The sequence below is a fragment of the Halorubrum sp. F4 genome, assembly GCF_027257195.1.
Classification (GTDB): Archaea; Halobacteriota; Halobacteria; order Halobacteriales; family Haloferacaceae; genus Halorubrum.
In genome coordinates this window covers 88,398-106,035 of the sequence record NZ_JAPDFS010000002.1, presented here as the reverse complement: position 1 = coordinate 106,035, position 17,638 = coordinate 88,398, and the positions used below count along the sequence as shown (strand labels likewise).

General features: G+C 53.5%; 14 protein-coding genes. 4 read left to right on the top strand and 10 right to left on the bottom strand.

The genetic code is table 11. The features are described 5' to 3' along the window. The first annotated feature begins 15 nt into the window (after positions 1-15). Positions 16-432 (top strand): hypothetical protein, encoded by a 417-nt coding sequence (locus OKW78_RS05230; protein WP_281194741.1) that lies wholly within the window; start codon positions 16-18, stop codon positions 430-432. A 547-nt stretch (positions 433-979) separates the two neighbouring features. Here OKW78_RS05230 and OKW78_RS05225 read toward each other — a convergent pair. The 4 genes from OKW78_RS05225 to OKW78_RS05210 form a co-directional block, all read right to left on the bottom strand. After that, on the bottom strand, positions 980-2,344 hold the full coding sequence (locus tag OKW78_RS05225) for a restriction endonuclease (protein ID WP_281194169.1): 1,365 nt from the start codon (positions 2,342-2,344) through the stop codon (positions 980-982). A gap of 208 nt (positions 2,345-2,552) precedes the next feature. Beyond that, the gene (gene queC, locus OKW78_RS05220) at positions 2,553-3,242 is read right to left on the bottom strand and encodes a 7-cyano-7-deazaguanine synthase QueC (protein ID WP_281194168.1); all 690 of its coding nucleotides are present in this window, start codon (positions 3,240-3,242) and stop codon (positions 2,553-2,555) included. Positions 3,243-3,327: 85 nt separating this feature from the next. Beyond that, on the bottom strand, positions 3,328-4,104 hold the full coding sequence (locus tag OKW78_RS05215) for a 7-carboxy-7-deazaguanine synthase QueE (RefSeq protein ID WP_281194167.1): 777 nt from the start codon (positions 4,102-4,104) through the stop codon (positions 3,328-3,330). Then, positions 4,104-4,565, bottom strand: a complete 462-nt coding sequence (locus OKW78_RS05210) for a 6-pyruvoyl tetrahydropterin synthase family protein (protein ID WP_281194166.1) — start codon at positions 4,563-4,565, stop codon at positions 4,104-4,106. The genes OKW78_RS05215 and OKW78_RS05210 overlap by 1 nt, the downstream gene beginning before the upstream one ends. A gap of 1,879 nt (positions 4,566-6,444) precedes the next feature. Between OKW78_RS05210 and OKW78_RS05205 the strand changes: the two genes are divergently transcribed. After that, positions 6,445-7,026, top strand: a complete 582-nt coding sequence (locus tag OKW78_RS05205; RefSeq protein ID WP_281194165.1) for a hypothetical protein — start codon at positions 6,445-6,447, stop codon at positions 7,024-7,026. Between the two features lie 328 nt (positions 7,027-7,354). Here the strand turns inward: OKW78_RS05205 and OKW78_RS05200 are convergent, their stop codons facing one another. The 5 genes from OKW78_RS05200 to OKW78_RS05180 all read right to left on the bottom strand — a co-directional run bounded on the left by OKW78_RS05200 (position 7,355) and on the right by OKW78_RS05180 (position 14,219). Next, positions 7,355-8,512 carry a BREX system ATP-binding domain-containing protein gene (locus OKW78_RS05200; RefSeq protein WP_281194164.1) on the bottom strand — a complete coding sequence of 386 codons (1,158 nt, stop codon included), beginning with the start codon at positions 8,510-8,512 and terminating at the stop codon, positions 7,355-7,357. Next, the gene (locus OKW78_RS05195; RefSeq protein WP_281194163.1) at positions 8,509-9,405 is read right to left on the bottom strand and encodes a hypothetical protein; all 897 of its coding nucleotides are present in this window, start codon (positions 9,403-9,405) and stop codon (positions 8,509-8,511) included. Before OKW78_RS05195 ends, OKW78_RS05200 begins: the two co-directional genes overlap by 4 nt. Beyond that, complete coding sequence (locus OKW78_RS05190; RefSeq protein WP_281194162.1) at positions 9,402-10,436, bottom strand: tRNA-guanine transglycosylase; 1,035 nt, start codon at positions 10,434-10,436, stop codon at positions 9,402-9,404. Before OKW78_RS05190 ends, OKW78_RS05195 begins: the two co-directional genes overlap by 4 nt. A gap of 99 nt (positions 10,437-10,535) precedes the next feature. Beyond that, positions 10,536-13,448, bottom strand: coding sequence for a DUF6884 domain-containing protein (locus OKW78_RS05185; RefSeq protein WP_281194161.1), 2,913 nt, complete (start codon positions 13,446-13,448; stop codon positions 10,536-10,538). 93 nt (positions 13,449-13,541) lie between these two features. Beyond that, positions 13,542-14,219, bottom strand: a complete 678-nt coding sequence (locus tag OKW78_RS05180) for a hypothetical protein (RefSeq protein WP_281194160.1) — start codon at positions 14,217-14,219, stop codon at positions 13,542-13,544. 321 nt (positions 14,220-14,540) lie between these two features. Between OKW78_RS05180 and OKW78_RS05175 the strand changes: the two genes are divergently transcribed. Beyond that, the gene (locus OKW78_RS05175) at positions 14,541-14,894 is read left to right on the top strand and encodes a hypothetical protein (RefSeq protein ID WP_281194159.1); all 354 of its coding nucleotides are present in this window, start codon (positions 14,541-14,543) and stop codon (positions 14,892-14,894) included. A 19-nt stretch (positions 14,895-14,913) separates the two neighbouring features. On the opposite strand, the gene OKW78_RS05170 is transcribed toward OKW78_RS05175, so the two are convergent. Beyond that, the gene (locus OKW78_RS05170; RefSeq protein ID WP_281194158.1) at positions 14,914-16,725 is read right to left on the bottom strand and encodes a helicase-related protein; all 1,812 of its coding nucleotides are present in this window, start codon (positions 16,723-16,725) and stop codon (positions 14,914-14,916) included. A 498-nt stretch (positions 16,726-17,223) separates the two neighbouring features. Between OKW78_RS05170 and OKW78_RS05165 the strand changes: the two genes are divergently transcribed. Further along, positions 17,224-17,638: hypothetical protein (locus OKW78_RS05165; protein ID WP_281194157.1), on the top strand; the 415-nt coding region annotated here is incomplete at its 3' end.

Sequence of the window (17,638 nt, the reverse complement as noted above, 5' to 3'; positions counted from 1 at the left end):
GAGTAGTCGGTACCGATGAGCCGCTATGTCGGCGACGACGTTCTCGTCGGCTCGCTGGGCAATCTCGTCGAGGACTGTGTCGTCGAACGCTTCATCTCCGGTCTGTCTACGTGCGCGTCTGAGTGCTTCCGCGATGTCGTCGGTGAGCGCTGGGAGATCGCCGCGTCGGTGGTAGTGTTCGTACAGTGCGGCCTCCAACAGGAGCTGGAAGGCTGCCTGTTTACTGAGCAGTTCGCCGGCATCGGCGACGGAACGATCAAGTCCGTGGAGGCTGAGCCACTCGGTGACGGGTTCAGGGAGCGGCTCCGTGAACAGGTCATGCGCCGTCCGTACGATCTCTTCGGCGGCGGTTTCGAGGGCTTCAGCGATTCGGTTCACGTTGACGGTGCGGCTGCGGGTCGTGGCAGGTTCGCTGATGGAGTCCGGTCGTGAGTCGGGACGAGGAGGTGTTACCGGGGTATTCCCGGTAGTGAGTCGGGGTGTTGGCTTGACTGTGGCGGGTCGTGTGTCCGGGTAGGCGGACTCGTTCGGTTCGGCGCATGTGAGCTTCGTTTCGGCTGGTGTTGTCATCGGAGTGTCCCGGCATCATGGCTCAGGTAGGTATGAAGCCTCGGCCTCTGAGACTGCGGAACGCGTCTGTCGCCGCTGATGACACGACGCACGGACGGACAGGCGGGGACGCAGACTCACAGCGCGACCATATCGCGGATCACCCACGGGGGATCGCGCGCGCTGTGAGCGGTTGGGTTCGCGTTGTTGCAACGAACTGTGCGGAAGTCACGGATGGGAGTAGTAGTGAATCGTGCTGACTGGTCCTGATCGGTTCCCTCGCTACTGTCGTCTCCGAGTTCTCCAGAGTCGTTGACAGTCGGCACGACGATCACCGCGGTTCGCCCGCCGACCTATCATCTCTTTGATGACCGTCAGTCCTACCCGGTGAGATTGAACACCGCGAACGGCGGGACGAGTCGAAACGCCGTCAGAGCACGCCGACACTAATGAAAAGCCCGAGTAGTACGAGTACACCGAGTACGAGTATGCCGACGGCGAGCGGCGTGTTCTCCATGGCTTTCTCGTAGAATGGCATCGCGTCGTACTCGTCTCGGAACGCGTCTCGATTCTGTTCGTCGTAGAAGTACTTCGTTTTGAACGCGAAGCGCTCGGTCACTGCGCACCCGGTACAGACCGGGGTCCCTTCCAACCGCTCGGTTTTGATGTGCGAGTTACAGTTGATGCTCCCGCAGTTCGCACAGAACGTGTACGTGTTGTCGGTACCGGTCGTGTCGCAGTGGACGCACTGATGGATGCCGTCTTCGGTGGTCACGCGTGACGGCCCGGCCGCGAAATACTTGTACGGATACGAGTATTCCTGTATTTCGGTCGTGTGCCGGACCAGCGGCAGGTACACTGGTTCGACCGATTGGACGGAAACGTCGGAGCGTTTCGGTTCGCAGGTTTTGGTGTACGTGACGTTGTTATCGCCCGTGTAGGAGATGGTCGTCGTGTGGTGATCGCGGAGCCGTTCGACCGCCCACTCCTTGTATTCGGTCTGTGTCTGCCCGAACCGTCGCGTCTCGACCGTATCGAACGCGTCCTCGAATCGGTCTACGTCGAGGTCAACTGTCGCGTGCAGGTTCTCCACCACGAGACTCGACACGTCACTCGACGCACTGCGGGGTTGGCCGCGTTCCGCGTGGACGACGAATCGGGATCTATCGTTGATCCGGTGAATGACGCCGACCGATGTCTCGAAGACGGCGTTCGTGTCCGCCGTCACGGCGACGACCGGACGAAACGTGACTTCCGAGTACGGGTGGGGAAGATCTGCCGAATCGATATTGTCGATGTCGCGGAACGCCGCCGTGACGGGTGCTGTCACCGCCGTTTCCGGGTCGTACGGCCGCAGCGTCTTGTCGCACAGAATTTCGATCCGGCCGTTGTACAGGTCTAACCCGATGTCGTCAGCAATCTCACGAATATCCTCACCGTCGAGCAACTCGATCGGGTACGGGTCGCCGTTTCCTCGGAGGCGCTCGGCGTATTCGATCGCCGGGCCGGTGAACCGGCCGGTCGTCGCCACCATCCCGCGTTTCGGCCCGTCGAACTCGAACGTCGCAATCGCCGAGTGCAGTTTCTGGACGACCGGCCGACCGACCGTGTCCGTGTGCTTACACTCGACGACCACCCCGCGACGCGTCCCGTCCACGACCTCTTCCATCAGGATGTCCCGCCCCTCGTCGGCCATCCGCTCGGCCTGCCGAACATTCTCGTACCCGAGATTCCGGAATACGTCCTCCATCACGTCCTCGAACTCGAACCCGGACAGGTCATCGAGAACCGGCATTGAGACGTGAAATGTGTTGACGCTTTATCGTATATACCTTGCTTAAGAACCGGTGGGGAGGGAATCTCCGTTGGGTTTGGGCCTTTTCCCGTAGGTTGCGAGAAGAGGACGAGGAACCATACCCGAAGGGTTTGAGGCGAACGCAAGTGTGGTAATGTCGTCAATCTCGTTCCCACGGGTCTAACTCGCAAGTGTCCATAGTGTGAGCCTACGAAAACTCCGGCCGCTCAGCGTACGCAATCGGGTCGCGTGACCCAGCATCTCGGAACGCTTCAAGACGGAACGCACACGCATCACACGTCCCACATGCCGGCTCCTCGTCCCGGTAGCACGACCACGTCATCTCATACGGCACACCGAGCTCTAACCCACGCTCGGCGATATCCGTTTTCGACCACTCGACGAATGGCGCTTTTAACTCAATCTCTGTCTCCGGTTTCGTCCCGACGTCGATCACCTGTTGGAAGGCGTCGAAAAAGGCGGGCCGGCAGTCCGGATATCCGGAGAAGTCCTCAGAGTGCGCCCCAATGAACAACGCCTCCGATTCAGTCGCCTCTGCGTACGATGTCGCCATCGACAGCAGATTCGCGTTCCGGAAGGGGACGTACGACGTCGGGATCTCGTCGCTCTCCAAATCCGCGTCAGCGACGTCCATCTCCTCGTCGGTTAGGCTCGACGCCCCAATCTGTGCGAGGTGCCCCGTTTCGATGTGAAGGAAGTCCGCCGCATCGACTTCATCAGCAAGCGCCTGTGCGCACTCGTACTCTTTATCTTCGGTGCGTTGCCCGTATGAGGTGTGGAGGAAGTACGGTTCGTACCCCTGCTCCATCGCCTCGTATACGGCTGTCGCACTATCCATCCCGCCAGACACCAGAATGACTGCGCTTTTGTTGCTCATGTGTTCTCCGTTGTATCGAGTTGGTTGCCGTCCTGTTCATCACGTTCACACCACACTCTACTGACCGAACCAGGTAGAGCGACGTTCATGTTCCTGGGGCGTCGTTCCACAGATCAACGTGGAGTCGGGGTGTGTACCGGTAGCCGTATTCCATCGCTAACTCTGCCACTTGACTTCGCGTTCCGTCGAGTTGCTCACGCGTCATGCCTTCCGGCATCAACAACACGTCGTCGTCTGCCACGATCGTTGTCGTCGCCGTCCGCACACGATCGATGAGGTCGGTTATCTCCGGAAGATCTGTCTCATCCGTCACGACGAACTTGAGTTGCGTGTCGTACGTATCGACCATGCGGGAGAGCGCATCCATATCGATCCGGTTCTGTTCGTGTTTCTCTTCCCACTCACCCTCGCCTTTCGGGTCTCGGTCCGTGGTCGGCGTACTACTCGCCAGCTTTGGGCTGATGCTCGCCAGGTCGATCGGTGCGTCTCGGTAGATGGTCCCGTTCGTCTCCACCGTCGTGTGGTAGCCTTCCGCGTCGAGTCGCTCCAAGAGCTCGACCGACTCTTCGTGGATGAGTGGCTCGCCGCCAGTGAGCACGACGTGGTTGGCCTGATCGTGTGATTGGACCTCCTCCACGATCGTGTCGACGTCGCGCCACGCTCCAGTCGGCTCCCACGACGTGTGGTACGAATCGCAGAACCAACACCGCAGGTTACACCCAGAGGTCCGCACGAAGACAGAGGGGACGCCTGCAAGCGTTCCCTCACCCTGCAACGAGTAGAACACCTCGTTGATCGGGAGGCCCTCACCAGCCGCATCAGCGTCCGTTGTGGGCTCCTCCACATCGCTTGCAACCGGCATCAGTAGCTTGCACAGAGTTCGCCGGTTTCACTCACTGACACCGAGACGTCCGAGACGGTGTCCGGGAACGCGTCGAGCATTCGTTGTTCGAGTAGCACGCTCATCACCTCCGCTGTTGGTGGGTGATCGAGGACGACCAGGGCGTCGCCGTCGCCCGACGCTTCGAACGCGTCGACGAGCGGGTCACCTTCTTCGACGAGGAATCGGTGATCCCACGCGTCGATGACGTCTGTGACATCGCCTTTGTCGACGACCCAGCCCTCTTCGGTGAGCTCACCGGTCACTTTGACGGTGATCTCGTAATTGTGGCCGTGTGGCCGCGAACACTTCCCTTCGTGATGGAGAATGCGATGGCCGGAACTAATCCGTATAGGATTATCTACTCCAATTTTAAGTGTTCGTTGGCCCACCTCAGACGGATTTGCTGATAGTGAGTCTTCCTTTGATATGCTTCTAGGCATATCTGAAGAATATTTCTTAGCCATATAAAAGTTAGTTTCTAGTGGACGTCTTTCCGGACAATCGATAGAATATAGGTGACGATTCAGTTTTACAAGACCGCACGGAGAGCACTCACGGACACGAGGGACAACGTCGCTGCCCATAGGTGGGGGCCACCAGCTCGAACAATACGAAGGATGTACTCACGGACGTGCTCGCGCTTCAGTTGTGACTCTCGATCACACCAAGGTGCGAGTTCTGACTGAGCACTTCTGGGAAACGAATTTTAATAACTGTGATCGGTAACCCGTCCGTATACGAAGATATTATCGGGACCGATCCGATCCGCGCTAAGTCGGGAAAACCTGGAATTCCGAGCGCGACGATAGCTCTGTGGTTCGGTATGAAACGATCTCTGCCGAACCCGATGCCTGCAGGAGCCTGATAGTAAGAGTCGAAGGATTCGAAGCGGTCTTGGGCAGCATATAGCGTCCTCAGGGAGTTATTCAGTTCTCACTGTCGCGCGGATCAGAAACGAACTCATAGCTTCCGGAGTCGTACTTATTCTCTAAATGACCGGCGAGTGCGAGTCGTTGAATTCTATTCTGAACCGTCTGACGAACCGGATCGCCCAGATCTGTGAGAATTCCGCGGTCATCGAGGGCTCGATAGACTTCGGTCGGGGTCGCCTTGCCCCAGGGTTCTGTGGGTCGGCCTTCGAGGAAGTAGTCCAAAATGGCGGAATCGAGCTCATCGACAGCATCAGGGCTAAGCGGCACAATTTTGGCTATGCCTACCGCTTTGCTAATAACTGTCGGATTATTTTTGCTAAAACAATTATATATAGATTTGTAAATAGCTTTGCGAATAGCAAAGGTATAAGTGACTAAAACTGGTACTACAGATTGCCTCCGAAACGGCAGGCAAGCATAGAATGGATTCGTCTCAAAACCACTCCCTGGTAGTTGACCCAGGATATCGTGGTGTTCCCTTGTGGTAGAGAGGGCATCGTGGTGGGTGCTCTGTAAGGAACACCCTGTCTTCCCTTTGAGAACGAATTCCGGGTTCAATTCCCGGCTTGCCCTTAGACAGCAACCACTGCTGATCAGATACAGATGCCAATAGAATTCAGTTACAAATGCCCCGACTGTGGTTGGACAATCAAGTGGCTCTACGACGAGGAGACAGAGGAGATCCAGCCAGACGGATTACTTGGTTGTCCGGGAGAAAAGTGTACAAGACTCCATGAGATTTCTGCTCGCAATATTCCTGAAAACAAAGCAGATGAGATCATGAACGACAGATTCGAACGATAGGTAGCAGGGACGATTCGGACAGCTTTGCATAAATCGAATCAGTCAAATGATTATTTAGGAAGAAGATCAGCCTCACAAGAAAATGGCTCTGTTGGAACCTTAGCAACTGGTACAAACGCCGTGACCGTTAGGGACTTAGCAGGAACAGATATTTCATCTTAATCGTTGTTATATCGGATATGGATTTTGAGGATGCAGAATTAGAGATCGGATCTGCGCAAGTGAATCACAAGCGGTACTTCATCTGTACATATGAACTGCCCGAAGATAGCGAGAGAATTTATCACGAAGACCCGACCTGTTCGTTGATTCACAGCGGGAGTAACGTTCCCTTCGGAGCGCTGGCAACCGTATTCGTGCCTGAGGCAGCTAACGGGGAGGGCCTAACTTTCTGTAGTCAGTGCGCTAAGGTGACCCAAGACGAAGCTGACGAGTAGTAGATACTCTTAGCACCGACACGTATTGGCCGAGAATACAGAGAATTAGAGACTCACATCCGAGAACCTGCCCGAAAATCGGTCAGTATAGATGATTCTTGTATCGTCGCTTTCAGGTGGGGTTTACTCAAATTCTTATCCCAACAATGGCTCGAACTGATGCTGTTGATTTGGTTTTTTGGGGAGTGATATTCTTTGTTGTAACGGCTCTTATCGGACTGTATAATTGTAAAAACTGGCAGACCTTCCTACAATGGATTATGTTTCTTGGGTTATTGCTAGACGCAATTGGGGCTCTTGCACTCGTTTTATCTGAGTTCGGGCCAATCCAAGCGTTCCTTTGGCCGGGCTTGATTGCCTCGAAGAATAAAATAGAAGCAGCAAAAACTGATGATAATTTCAATAGCCACAGACCGTTTATAGAGCAAGGAGACGACGGTTTCAAAGAACTCACAGCAATCACCCGTGATCGTAGGACGATATCGAATCCAGAAATGGAGCACGATCGCGTAGAAATCGAAGAATTCCGCTTTTGGCCTCGTGGCGAGATATATGCAGACGGGATTAATGTCCACCAAGTGACTGTTGCGTACCCTGACGAAGTTCAATCTTGGATTTCGGATCGAATTACGACGTTAACACGTGATAAAGTGTACCCGTATGCTGCGTTAATCCTCTTTACTGGGTTCAGTCTACAAATCCTATCCTATTGGTTGCGGAATTTCTAACCACGATTTATTACTCAGCTCCTTTCATTCCGGGGTTTTGATTAAGATTGCCCCGAAGCACGAAGTCGCCGTTTTGAGTGGTTGTCTGGGTTTGATTCCCCTGATAACTGTGCATATCTCATCTACTGGCTGTTTCACGTGAGAATCTATCTGAGGAATAGGATTTCAAAAGAGCCAAGAAAATCCAATTTATTGATGCTAGTTCTCGCTTGCTCACTCAGATATGGACGACATCGCTTATCCTATTCCGATCATGCTTTCAGTCGCATCTCTGGTGAATTACGGGTGATTACTCGATTTCAACCATCATGCTAAGGCTGCCTCAATTTTAGATAGATTCCTGAATAAACTCGCTCGTAATCTCTATTCGATCTGTATCTGCTGCGCGGTCTAGAACCCGACTACAAATCGAAAGTGCCTGTCGGACATTCCCCTGAGAACGCTGAAGAATTACGTTTAATGATTCGCGTGTAAACGGGTCTGTGACACCTCTATCTCGCGTTTCGGTACGTGCGCGGTCAAGATAATTCGAAACCAAGTCGATCATGTGTTCCTCTGTCAGAGGCCGTAATGCGACTTCTTCGCCCACGCGTTCACTAAAGGCATGGTATTCGCTCATTACATCCTGCCAGACCTCTGGGGCACAACCGAACAGCATGGATAGCCCTGAACTGTTTTGATCCATCAGATGCCGAATGCTGTTGAGCGTGGCCTGTTCGTTTTTTGGCGAAAGTCGAGCTATACTCTCAAACTCATCCACGAACACAAACACTCCTGTATAACCGAGGTCAAGAAGCATGTTCTTGAACGCTGTAAAGGCCCTCACGCCCATTGTGTCGTCATCGAGTGCACTATGAATCTCCATCTCTTTCCGCTGTTCATACCTGATACCTTCAGCGGTCAGCCACTGCCAGGCGTAGAGGTTCGTATCTTCGTAAACCATGTGTACGATCGCGCGAGCGAAGTCAGCGAACTTCGTGACATCGCTCAAACGTCGGATCGCCTCAGGTACGATGTCGGAGAGAAGGACCTCACCCTCGTCGATGAGCGAACGCATCGTTGAAGGACCCATGGGATTCGATTCAGTTGTATCACGAGTGACTGCCGCCAGGAACTCGTAGGCTAACTCCTGAATTCGGTTGAAGCCGAGATCATACACGAACTCGTGATAGATATCGAGGAATCCTTCCCCAGGTTGCGCAACGTAGCCGACTACGACATCATCCCGATCACGCAGCAACGAACGCGTGTATTTCAAGGTGTGAGACTTCCCGTTTCCGTACTTCCCTGTGACTACCAGGTGCTTCGATTTTCCCGTCGATAGAACGCTTGAGACGGTCGAACTGATCTTATCTGATACGTGCTGTTGACCGCAGTATACCTCCGGGTCGTCTGACGGGACCGGACTGTATGGGAAGGGGTTCTCCGTAAGTTCGTACTGTGAGTAGTCCTGTTCCTCATCGCTGATCTGGAATCCTTGTGTCATGTGTATGCCTCCGTATCGAACGTGATGTCGCGGTCGTGGACTGCGAAGTAGTAGTACTGTTTGTCGTACAGTTCGACTCCAGCCATCACCTGCTGTGTTGACTGGGAAGTGGTTACGAGCCCCTCGTCATCGGCCAACTCCATTCTCTTGATGCCAAGGGCGGAATCTTTCGCAGCGGTATCTAACGGTGCTCCCGAAAGTTCCACCTTTCCGACGTTTTGTTGCGAAACAGCTAGTAAAGCATCGTCAAAATCTGCTCTCCGACATTTGAGGCGTTCACACACCGTTTCTCTGAGTCGCGGTATGGATAAGTATCGCTGGCGGAGGTCAACTCCAGTGGTCTGTTCGAGATCGTCGTATGCGCTAAGGAGAACAAAATGGAAGTTATCCGGTATATCTGACTGGTCTACAGAGTAATAGCTCCCCGTGAATGCATTTCGTTGTACGCGACCGAGCCTCTCAGCCCAGTCCCCAACGACTTCGATCCCAGTCTGATTGAATGAATAAGGAGTGAATTCCTCCTTTTCTTCGAGTAATTTTAAGAGATCCCCGAGATCGGCTTGGTCAACGTCGTCAAGAACATCGAGAAATTCTCCGTAGTGAGGGCTTCGAGTCGCCAGAATTGAGCTCACTCGATCCCACTCCTTCCTCTGGATCGCATCGAGAAATTCCTTACCGATCTCGGTTGTTGCGTAGCCCGAGTTATCGTCACCGAGCCCCCTCAGGAGGTCGATCCGATTTGCTTCCAGAATCGTTTCCCGAGCACGTCTTTCGGTTACATCCAACTCATCCTTCAACTCTTCAGTAGTCTTCCCAGAGTTCTCACAAGCGTGTGTCAGTTCGACCAGCCGGCTGAGGGTTACCGGACGAATTGTCGGCCTTTCATCGGTCATGTGAGTCTCCTCATTTGTTGCTTCGCGGTCTGATACGCCCGCTGGGTTACCTCGTTTCCTTGGAAGCGGAGGTCGAGATACTCTTCAACCTCTCGACCAGACTCGGCGACGTATCTGAACCGGCGTAATTCGGTTGCAAGGGCCCACAGGTTGTGCTTGACGAGAGCTTCCCTGTTCTCACGAACTTCGTCGAGAGTTTGATTACCGCATACCGGGCAGGGGCAGGGGAGTCGTTCCATGTCCTCAATATTATGGAGTTCTTCTCCTCCGAAGCCTGGTATCAGGTAATTTCGGTTTCCTGCACTGCGGATAAAGGCTGATGAATCGAAACTATCGACACCGAGGTAAAGAAGGAGAGGTTGGTAAACAAGTCCGCCGAGTCCATATACGTGGAGATGCTTGTCTGTAGTTTTCCTAGCTGATAGTATCAACTTTGTTACTTTTGTATAATCAGTTCGGATAGGGACTAGACTTCCGAGGGCATACCCATCGAAATCACCGTTCTTCTCCAGGTACTGAATACTATTTCGCAGAGTTTCAGGATCGTAACCGTGGACACTGGCGAACAGAAGGGCGTCGCTGTCATGATGATCGCTCGCCTCGATCGCGTACCTGAGACTTCGATCGATGCGATCCTGGTTTTCTACTTTTCGGTTATCCCGAGAAATAGGGACATCCACTGTTCCATAAATGTCTGCCTCCAGTTCCTTTTGGGTCTGAAGAGTTTTCCGAGGGGTAGTATCGACTTCTTCGTTGGTGAAATCGAATCCCCCACTGTCCGCGAACACGATCGTGTCGTCCGGGACCCCCATCTCTTCTCGGAGAGTCACGTTATCCGTCAAACGGTTCCACATTGGATCTCGGTTTCGAATCGAACGAGCATTGACCATCGCTGCCGAAAATTCTGGAATATTACCGGCGTACGATGGTGTGTTGTCGCTCGACCGCTTACCGATATTCCGAACGGGGAAGAGGACGGGGGTCTCTAAAGCCCCGTGCGGCAAGTCGAGTTGGCGTTGTCTGTACAACATCCCTCCCGCTCGGTTTGAGCGGCATCATACTTAGATAATTACCTAATAGAGGTGATACTATTTTGGAAGAAATGAAGTAGGATATCCCTTTTACGCGTGTTATGGTCGCTCAAACTTCTCGAATTCGGCTTGGTCCGGATTCTCACAGACACGACGGCACAATGCTTCGACTGTTTCAGGTTCTAGTACATCGACTTCGTGGAGTCGCTTAGCGAAATTCTGCAGATAGTACCCCTTGAGTCCCACAACGATCTTCCCATGTTTCTTCGCATCCTCCGTGCGTGCCGGGACCGAAACGATGTTCTCGAATTGCTCATCAACCAGCTCCCTGTTGAAAACAACACCAATACGGTCAGCGGGAACCTCCTGAACCATCTCATCGATGTTGATACTAGTGTAGTAGTCACTTCCGAGGGTGAAGAACACGATGTCGTACTCCGCCTGATTCAGAACCTGAGTTAAATCCTCTTGGATACGCAACTGATCCGACCGCTCTCGTATCGTGCTGACATTCATTGATCCAAAAGTCGCTTCGTAGGGCGGCAGGAGCTCATCTTCGTTGACAAGCCCGAATCCAGCACTAATGAAGTATCTGTTGACATCGTGCCCCTGATATCTCATCCGACGTACCGCCTCTTTCACGAATCTCTGCTGGCGGCCCGTGTACAGATCCTTCGCTGCAATTGCGGGAACGTTATCGCGGTTTAGCAACTCATCACGGCCGTACGCGAGGGTTTCACTTTCGCCAAATATTGGGGATCCTTCGGGGTACTCCTTTGATCCGGAGCATTGGTCAATTACTAGGATATCCAAGTCATCGTTGAGATCTATTTCAGGTGAGTGCGGGACGAAGTCGTCGCCGACGACGTAATCCCGACCACAAGCCGTGAGCACGGCTTCGCGTAACTCTTCCGGATCGTCATATAAGTGGAGTTCACAGTCGTTCTCGGCAACCGACTTAGCGATGTCCGAGTCAACTTCACCGTTTGGTGTCATGAGAAACAGATGCTGGTACCGCTCCATCTGCCGTCCGAGATTTTCAGCAATCCGATCTGGCGCGAACGAGACTCGGGTAGGCGTGTCATTCCACCACTCCTGAACCCCGCCAGCGTGTAACACCCCGATCTCGGCGACGGGGAGATCATGGCTAAGACTCCAGAAATCGCGGTGATGGCTACGGAGGTAGTCTTCGACCCTCTCGCTCCCACCGAAGCTTGCCGTTCCGCGCGTTGCGACCATGATTTTCGGCAGTTCTTGTGTGAACTGATCGTAGAACCGCCGCGTATTATGGAAGCCACGACGCCGATTCCGGTCGTTACCACGGAAAATAGAAATCTCGATACCGTATTCCTCACAGATGGCACAATCGCACTTCTCCCATGGCCTGTTTTTGAGCGTCTCCTGATATTCCTCTAGCAAACTCTCGTCGCCGACCCACATTGCGTAGTCACGAACAACGACCCAAACTCGGTCGTATGCTGTGTCATGCTTTGCGTCGGTGAGTATCCCAGGTACTCGGGGGAAGTCAGAAAACTGGGTTTCGGCGGCCCTGAGTAACTCATCGTAATTATCGAATGGAATTGGATCTTCGGGATCATCCTCGCGGAGTAATTTAACAAGCTTTCCACGAAGCCGGTCGCTGAAACTAGCTTGTAGTTCGCGGGCGTCCCGGAAATCAGAACGGAAAGCCTCCTCCACCTCACTGAGCAGATCCTGATCGTACCGATCATCATGACGGTTGTTCCGAAGATACGCCCTCGTGTTCGATAGAACGTCTTCGGCTTTATTGTGCCAATTTCGGATCCGTTCCGCTATGGGCTCATTAGCCGCGTAAGCACGGAGTGCGACCAGTGTTTCGCGTCCGCGAAGCGATTTCTCGACTGCCTCTTCAATACTGTCGCCATTAGAAGGATAGCGTACTCGAATTGCGTCGTAGCGCTCGTGGCTGTCCAGCTGATAGTTATCTCCTCCCGTCCATGCCGAACGGAGCATGCTGGCACTATCGAAGGTCGTTATCCCGGACCGACCGATCGCGTCGAACCCGTCAGTTTTTGCAAACCCGAATACGTGTGAGTCGATACGGGTGTTATTCGCTCGTTCGAACTGCTTGATAGTCTTGCCGACGCTTTTAACGATCTTTCTGACTTCGTGGATAGGGCTGCCCGCGACTCCTCCGATACCGAGATAGTCGTACCCGAAATCCAGAACCTCTTCGGTTGCTTCTCGGTAAGACTGGGGATTCCACCCTTGAATGGCTACCATCAGTCTGAACGAGTAGTCCCCGTCCTGATATTGGACGTACATCTCACGGGCGTTTCGGAGAGTGAGGTCAAATCGGAATTCCGCATCGTGCTCTCGGTAGACCGCTCTCGGGTCATCATTCAGTTTTTCGAGAACGGTATCAACGTCTCCGCGAAACATCTCCGGATCGAACGGGGTTACTTCGCTGATATCTTCAGTTCGGATCGATGGTTCGTATTCGTCGACGTAAATGGGCCAGTCATCGGGCCACTCGTCGATCATGACATCGACGACGTCGGTAATCGCCTCGGGGAGATCGTCTCGTTCAAACTCGTCGCTGAAAGCACGCTCGTCGAGATACAGACGCCCCTTGTCTTTTCCCGACCCAAGGACGAGGTGGTCGATCGTGACTCCCACTGATACGTCCAGGGCTTCGTAAAAGTCCAACATGTCCTCGTTCCCGTACGGAGGGAAGGGGAGCGATTTGTATCCCCAGGCACCACAGTCGCTGATTGTCGGCAACCACTCTGGTACGGAGAGTACCGGGTCATCGTAAACCCCGTAGCGGGTGAGTCTATCAGCCTTCCGGCTGGTTGACTCTACCTGCTCACGCGAGATGAGTACACCGTCGATCGGCGTGGTAGACCTATCAAATATGTCCCAAATGTAGTCGATTTCTCGCTCCTGTCGGTTTAGAGTAGAGAATTCATCGTGCTCGAAATCATAGTGAGCGTCGACGGCGTCGTCCCACTCAGGCACATAGAACTTCACGAGTTAGAGTCACCGTCTTATCCTACTCTCGTCCCACCTTATGAATATCTCTTTCTCCGTCGATGAGGATGGTCAGCCGAGTCTGAAGTCGATTCAGTGCGCGAAGTCAGTCAAGGTGATTTCGACTTCACCTCCTGTGTCGTCCCACTCGTCTGGACATTCTCCTCTTACCCTCTCAAAGACACCTTCACCGGCCGGTGATAGGACGTACTTCCCGGCCTGAATCCTTGCCAAACCGAGATTTTTCAGCCATAAGTAATGGACCTTCGCCCGTGGTATCCACGATTGGTCGCTATTTACTGTCGGATAGAGGTGACCGATTCTGTCTCTCAATCCTTTGGCAGTCGCAAGATCTTGTGCTGTGGTAACCCTCTCAGTAGATACTTGGTGGAGAGTTGCTTTCATCGGCAAGGTGTGTTCCTGATAAATAACCATCCAGAGGAGAAGCTGTTCAGTATCTGAGAGCGATGACTTCAATCCGATAGTAAACTTTGTACCGGGTTGTAGAGTCCGTATTGACCTCCCATAAGAGTCGGCCAATACTCGACCTCGGTCCGTTAATTCGCCATTATTGAGGAAAGAAAGTTTGTCTAGTAAATTGAGAACATGCTGAATTTTAACACCATTAACAGATCCCCGTGATAATGCTACTTCGCGGAGTCTGTCTGTGGATTCTCGACGCTGCAACTCCAAGAGCTCACAGGCTAATGGGAGATCATCCCAATCCGGCTGAATGGTCTCCAAATATCTATCCGTTGACGGTTCCGACACCCGTGATTGTTGCTACGGAATCATAATATATGTTCCCCATAGAACTAGAAAACCCGACCGACGTAGTGCGTGCACGATGCCACTAGAGCGTAACTGTGTTGAAGTCCAGTAGATCGACCTCGGCCATTTTACGTGCAATTAAGTAGGTAGTTCCAGTAACCATGGTCGACGCGTGGTGGCTCCGAAATGGGCCCGGTGCTGGAGACACCGAACCCGCGCTGTCTGGAGTCGACAGCATGTACACTACTAAGAACAAGTCGCAAAAGTTCGACGGTTGGGACGTAGATCAGAATCCACATCCGGCTTCGGGGGTGGTCCAAAATGGAGACTAGCGGAACCGATCACTCGACAGTCGCGGATACACTCGGATTTCTCGGGAATCAACGCCGGATGTTACTGATCGGATACCTGTCCCTGTTGGACCGGGAATCTGCGATTGAAGTCCGTCATCTCGCCCGTGTCATCAGAGCGATCGAGCTCGGGACATCACCTCGATTCATCGATACAGACGATTACGAGTCGGCATACAACGCGCTGATCCAAACTCATCTTCCGAGGCTTGAGAGCAAGGGCCTGATTGAGTATAATGAAAACCGGAAAACAGTGGTAGTCAGAGCAAAGCTAGACCAGTACGCGCTCTTGGTCGAACTATCTCGGTATCTGTTGACACAGTAATAGAGGCGTATATTCTAATCTACTCCACGACCTCAACCGAGTCCCCGACCGAGCGAAGACCGAAAGCAGCGGGACTTTCTCGGTTGAGATATTGTCCGAAGTCCATGTCTTCGAGTCGACGAAGGTAGTCATCCAACTGATCTGCGCGCCTCCGGAGCTGATTCTTCCGTTCGCGCAACTCTAACTTTTCGTCTCGGTCTCGGGTCCGTCGCTCCTCACGACGGACGTCGGAGAGCTCATCATCGATGTCTTCCAAATCACCGTCGATGTCGCTCCACTGATCGTTGTACAGATCGATGATCGCCTCCTCGAACCCTAGACGATCGTCAGCTCCCGATAGCACTCCCTCAGCGAGGTTCGAATGTTTGTCGAGGATAGACTCGACTGTACCGTCACAGCCGTCTCGCTGACATTCTCCGTTGTATCCGTCTGTGTGCTTCCGTCCACAGTCGGTACAGACGCCGAAGGCGATCAGGTCCCGTAGCCACTTCTGGACCTCATCGGTATTCTCATCAATCACGGTTCGGAGTGCTTCGAGTGGTGCGTCTTCGCCCTGGCTTTGGAGCTGGAAGTTAGACGACGAAAGGATTTCCGTAAATCGGAGTATGTCGTTCGGTCGTGGTTCGGACCGATCCGACGATTCATCTCGATATACCACCAACTCGTCTAGCCCACTCTGGTCCATACGCCACGGGATCCATCGTGTCGTGGCAATCCAGTCCAAGATGGCCCACGTAAGCGACTGGTGAAGGACTTCGAGGTTCACCTCGTTCAGGGGAACCTGTTGAGGGTCGGAAGCGATCAGTTCCTCTGGATGTTCGTGGTAGTAGTAGTCGATCGGATTTCGCTGACTCACTGAATGAACGAGTGAGTTGCCCGATTCTCGCCCTGCGCGCCCGATCCGTTGTAAGTAGGAGTTCGCATTCGGCGGAGTTCCGTACAGGAGCAACGTGTTGAGATCCCCGATGTCGACGCCGAGTTCCATGGCTGGTCCGGAAGAAAGGAAGTGAGGGTACCTTCCCTGCCGGAATTGATACTCCAACTCGCGGCGTTCTTCTCGGTCGGTTTCTCCGTAATATGCTCTTGCGAGAAGCATCATCGGATCCGACGTCGTGATCTGCTGGGCAGTCAGGTTGAAGTGAGGGTGCGAGAACGACGCACGGTCCTCGGGTGTTGCAGTAAACTCCACGAGTCCGCCTCCTCCGTCCTTCAGCTCTGTCTTGAGCGTCGTGATGAAGTTCTCCTCATTCGGAGCATAGAAAATAGGCGTCTCTTCGCCGACGACTGCGCATTCGATCACGTCCTCTTCCAGCATCACATAACGACTTCCGTCGTCCTCGACTCGTCGCAGGTATCCCTGAGCGATTAGTGAGTCCAAGTGCTCGTGACCGTTTTCTACTTCATCGATCAGACTGGGTTCATACCGGTGATTCTGCTCAACACTCGTTGCTAGAAGCTCTCGTTCTCCCTGAGATAATTCGTCCACATCCCGGGTGAACCTGACATCAACGATCCCTTCATCAGGCAGTTGAGACGTTCGATATCGTTCGCTGTACTTACCCGGAAGAATCCGTGACCGGATTTCCTCTTTCAGATACTCTTGAACTGACTGCCCGTAACTGGTGAGATCCTCGAACGCTTGCGGAGGATTATCCGTCTCACCGGTAAGTTCGTCCTCGTACTGTTGTGCTTCAGTCACACCGAGGTCCACGATTTCGGAAAGCGTCGCCCATCCCGACGCATCTGCCTCAGTTTCGACGCACTCGACGAACAGTTGGTCGAAGAAGAACGACTCTTCCGGTTCTCGGAAGTTTCGCTCCAGCTCTTTCATGTCAGACTGACTGTCAGCGAACGAGAGCATCTTCGACTCGGAAAACGTGGTTGGGTCGCCCCTATCCGCTAGCTCTCGGAGCAGATACCGACCGGATGTCACCGCCGCATTTGCTGGGCCTCTGAGCATCGAATCGTACCGGTCACTCTTAGAGTACGTCTCACGCTGATCTGCGTGATAACAGGGCGATCCCCCCGGATACTGGCTCGCTTCACGGATCCGACCGTCTTCGTCAACAATCCGGAAACTCCCGTATCCCCTCGCACGTTGCCGGAATTCGGGATCATCGCAGTCACATTCCTTCCGGCCGTGAGGCAGGAATTCGCGTTCGCAAGACAGGCATTCCTCCACCATCCGAATATCGAACAATCCAGTCCGCACGAACCGACGATTATTGCATGAGCCGCCACACGTCCTCGGGGGGCGGTTGAAGTACACCTCGTCGCATCCTGGATCCTTACACGTCCAACCGAGGAGGCGCTTCGGTGTGAGTTCACCGTGGCATTCCTCCCTAGGACACCCTTGACCGTCACCGCCTTCATCGACCGCACCGCATTCAGTACAGTACTGGACACTATCGTCCACGAGGGGTTCCAGAGCAGAGGAGTTACAGGAGTGGCATGTCGGATCCTTCGCGGTTTCTGCTGTCACTTCTCGGTCACAGGTTGGATCGGTACAGACGTGTACCTCCATAGAATCATCGAGAACCATCGGCGAGCCACAGTCCGGACAATCCTGGAGGTGATCGATCTTCTGTCTCTCTCCGCAGTCAGAGCATTCGTAGAACGGCCTCCAGTGAACACGAACCATTTCCGGGGTCTCCCCTTCGACCGTCTCACATTGACATTCCCGGCGCTGGAAGTACTCGAATCTCCCTTCTTCCGATGTGACGGTATGTGGTTCGAGTCGCTCG